We start from the raw sequence: 2,984 nt of genomic DNA, 5'->3' as shown, positions 1-2,984 counted from the left end.
GTCCAGCGCTGCGCGTCGCCGCTGAGCGGCCAGCCCACCGCCGCGAGGCGCGCCGCCACCGCGTGCACGTCCTGTTCCGCGGGGGGTTCGGACGTGACCTGCTCGATCGCCGCGCGGATGTCGGTGTCACCGACGGGTCGCACCCGTCGCTCCTCGAGAACCTCGATGACGCTGTCGAACTCCGCCGTGCTGAGCGTGCGGCGCAACAGCGCCAGCAGCGGGAAGTAGTCCTTCGGCGGAACCCCCTCGGGGTAGCCGGCGCGCAGCCACCGCAGGATCGCCGCTCCGATGCTCTCAGCCATCTCAGCCTCCGAACAGCACGATGCCGAAGTAGTGGTGGAGGCTGTGGCGGGTGATGAACAGCACGCCGATCACGACGGCCGCCACGACGATCGCGAACAGCACGTAGGCGGCCGCGGTCAGCGCCGGTCGCCGCGCGCCCACAGCATCCTTCTCGGCGCCTTCTCCTGCCCCCGCCGACTGCAGGCGCAGCCCGATCGCGAACAGGGCCGGAAGCCCGGCACCGAACAGCGCACCGACGATGAGCACCCGCAGCGCGGCGAGGAAGATGTCACCCCAAGCGATATCCAACATCTCTGTGATCCTCTCTTACACGACCGGAGTCGTGGTCTCGGTGTTCTGGGGGACGACGTTGCCGTCCCATTCCGCGTTGACGTTGCTGGCGTCGACGGGCTGACGGCGGGAGCGCAGGTACAGGTAGCCGGAGGCGAGCACCAGCACCGCGAAGACGACGATCGCTCCGGCGACGCCGCCGATCCCGTGGGCGATGAAGTAGCAGAGCGCCCCGACGATGCCAGCGGCGGGCATGGTCGTCAACCAGGCGGTTGCCATGCGACCGGCGACGCCCCAGCGGACCTGCCCGCCGGGCTTGCCGACGCCGGAGCCGAGGATCGAGCCGGTCGCGACGTGCGTCGTCGACAGCGCCATGCCCATCGAGCTCGACGTCAGGATGATCGCCGCCGACGAGGCCTCCGCCGCCATGCCCTGCGGCGAGTCGATCTCGACGAGTCCCTTGCCGAGGGTGCGGATGATGCGCCACCCGCCGAGGTAGGTGCCAAGCGCGATCGCCAGGCCACACACGAAGATGATCCATACCGGCAGGCCGTCCTCGAGGATGCTGTCGGTCGTGAGGCTGCCGTGGGCGATGAGAGCGAGGGCGATGACACCCATCGTCTTCTGCGCGTCGCCGGTACCGTGCGCGAGCGAGACCAGCGAGGCGGTGCCGATCTGACCCCAGCGGAACCCGGCGTCCCGGCGCTTCTGCGCCACACCGCGGGTGAGGGCGTAGACGAGGAGGGTACCGAGCGCTGCGACGGCGCCCGCGATGACGGGAGACAGGAAGGCGGGGACGATGATCTTCGCGAGGATGCCGTCCCAGTTGATCGCGACGGCCCCGGCCAGGCCCGCGCCGATGAGTCCGCCGAACAGGGCGTGCGACGAACTGGAGGGAAGACCCAGCAGCCACGTCAGCAGGTTCCAGAGGATGCCGCCGACGAGACCGGCGAAGATGATGGTCATCGCGGTCTCGGACGTCAGTCCTTCGACGAGCGACCCGGTATCGGTCTGGATCTTCAGGACGTCCTTGGTGATCGTTGCCGCCACCTCGACGGAAAGAAACGCACCGACCAGGTTGAGGATCGCCGAGATCGTCACGGCGACCTTCGGTTTGAGGGCACCGGTGGCGATGGAGGTCGCCATCGCATTTCCGGTGTCGTGGAAGCCGTTGGTGAAATCGAAGGCGATCGCGGTGACGATCACGAGGATGAGGATGACGAGCTCGCCGGTCATGGCACGAGCGTTTCGGCTTGGAATGAACGCGCGGTGACGCTGAAGCTAACGCTTCATTTTCTCGACCGGGCGTCTTGGTGACGCAACTCTCGACCTACACCGCGACTCTCGTCTTACACGCTGCGGCGGCCCTCGAAGGCCCGCCCGAGAGTGACCTCGTCGGCATACTCGAGGTCGCCGCCGACGGGAAGGCCCGACGCGAGTCGCGTCACTCGGATCTCCATCGAGTGCAGGAGACGGCTCAGGTAGGCCGCCGTGGCCTCGCCCTCGAGGTTCGGGTTGGTGGCGAGGATGACCTCCTGCACCGTGCCATCGGCCAGGCGCTGCATGAGCTGGGCGATGCGCAGGTCATCGGGACCGATGCCCGCGATGGGGCTGATCGCGCCGCCGAGCACGTGATACAGGCCGCGGAACTCACGCGTGCGCTCGATCGCGGAGACATCCTTCGCGTCTTCGACGACGCAGATGAGTGCCTGGTCGCGCCGCGGATCACGGCAGATCGCGCAGCGCTCCTGCTCGCTGACATTGCCGCAGATCTCGCAGAACCGCACACGCTCGCGCAACTCGCCGAGCAGTTGCGACAGCCGCGTGACGTCGAAGGTGGGGGTCTGCAGGATGTGGAACGCGATGCGCTGCGCGGACTTCGGGCCGATGCCGGGAAGCCGCCCGAACTCGTCGATGAGGTCTTGGACGATGCCGTCGTACATGGGTCAGTCCCGTCTCACCGCTCCGAGAACCGCGTCGCCGGCGAGTACGGTTCCTCACGCACGAACGTGGCACCGAGCAGCTGGCGCACGACGGCCTCGCCGACCCGCTCAATGCCGCCTGCACGCGATGACCGAGGCGGCCGTGGTGGAGCGACCCGTTCGATCGCGACGGGAACGCGTGGCGGGACCGGTGCCTCAGGGTCGACGGGCGGAGGAGTCTCGTCGTCGGGCAGCGCGCGCTCGTCGGGCAGTACTTCCCCGTCGCGCTCGAGCGTGAGGACACCGACAGGAGCGGGTGCCACGTCTTCCGGTTCGTCGTCGACGGCGAGTCCCTGCGCGGGTCCCGGTGCGGATGCCGAGAGCGTGCTCGCCTCGGGACCGGAGGCGGAGGTATCGGTGCCGGGCCGGTCCGGTCCGGTCTCGTCGGGCGAAGCGGGGATGCGGGCGACCGCCCACTCGGTCACCGAC

4 protein-coding genes and 1 pseudogene are annotated in these 2,984 nt (G+C 68.7%); all 5 read right to left on the bottom strand.

Annotated features, from left to right (window positions below):
- Positions 1 to 302: DUF3349 domain-containing protein (locus WBP48_RS02495; protein WP_424435585.1), on the bottom strand; the 302-nt coding region annotated here is incomplete at its 3' end.
- A gap of 1 nt (position 303) precedes the next feature.
- Positions 304 to 594, bottom strand: coding sequence for a hypothetical protein (locus tag WBP48_RS02490; RefSeq protein ID WP_424435582.1), 291 nt, complete (start codon positions 592 to 594; stop codon positions 304 to 306).
- Positions 595 to 609: 15 nt separating this feature from the next.
- Entirely contained in the window at positions 610 to 1,809 is a 1,200-nt protein-coding gene (locus WBP48_RS02485; RefSeq protein ID WP_424435579.1) for an anion permease, read from the bottom strand.
- Between the two features lie 113 nt (positions 1,810 to 1,922).
- Positions 1,923 to 2,516 (bottom strand): recombination mediator RecR, encoded by a 594-nt coding sequence (gene recR, locus WBP48_RS02480; RefSeq protein WP_424435576.1) that lies wholly within the window; start codon positions 2,514 to 2,516, stop codon positions 1,923 to 1,925.
- Positions 2,517 to 2,530: 14 nt separating this feature from the next.
- Positions 2,531 to 2,984, bottom strand: a pseudogene (locus tag WBP48_RS02475) (DNA polymerase III subunit gamma and tau); the annotation flags it as partial.

Origin of the sequence: Microbacterium sp., assembly GCF_049661145.1 — a bacterium.
Taxonomy (GTDB): domain Bacteria; phylum Actinomycetota; class Actinomycetes; order Actinomycetales; family Microbacteriaceae; genus Microbacterium.
Note: the sequence above shows the minus strand (reverse complement) of the source record. Positions and strands in the feature narration are given on the sequence as shown.